Below are 657 nucleotides of genomic sequence, written 5' to 3'. Positions count from 1 at the left end.
CCACCTCAAACCGTGTGGGGTAGTAAGAGGTATCCATGATCTTCTGCGCAGCATCCATAGAATGGTTGCTCTCGAAGATGCTCTGATAAGCGGTCAGCTTGTCAATGGTATCGCTGGGCACGACACCGGAAACGGTAATTCCGCTGCGCACCGAATCCACCAGATTGCTGCTCAGATCCAGATCGGTCAGTGCCTGCTGAATGACGGTAGGCGATTTGATCTCGTTGGCGTTGAACTTGTTGCCGTTGGGATCCAGTCCGGACTCAATTCCGTCAAAGCTAAAGCCGACCATTGCCCGCAGCGGTACGGTGTGGGCGGTGGACAGCGCCAGCGAACCGCCGAAAATCAGAGCTGCGCCGACTACGGCAATCAAAACCCAAATCAGCAGGTATTTTTTCAGCTGCCGGAAAATTTCCACAACAGGAATCGTGATTTCCCCTTTTTCGGCTGTGTTTTCCGTCTGTGCTTTCTCATGTGTTGCTTTTTTTGTACTCATTTTTCCTTGGCACCTCATAAAATCAATGGTTTTTCAACTGCTTTCCCCCAGATTCCGCAAAAGAACCCAGATGTTTTTTATTATAGCACATTTTCAGGGCATTGTAAATAAGCGGTGCTGCTTTTTTTGTGAAAAAGCGTATTTTTCCGGATGAGAATTTC

General features: G+C 48.4%; 1 pseudogene. It reads right to left on the bottom strand.

Going from position 1 to position 657, the window contains the following annotated elements:
- Window positions 1-496: pseudogene (locus QZL66_RS06400) on the bottom strand (hypothetical protein); the annotation flags it as partial.
- Window positions 497-657: the final 161 nt, after the last annotated feature.

Origin of the sequence: Ruminococcus sp. CAG:330, from assembly GCF_000437175.1 — a bacterium.
Classification (GTDB): domain Bacteria; phylum Bacillota; class Clostridia; order Oscillospirales; family Ruminococcaceae; genus Ruminococcus_C.
The sequence above is the reverse complement of the archived record's forward strand: the minus strand, read 5'-3'. Positions and strand labels throughout refer to the sequence as shown.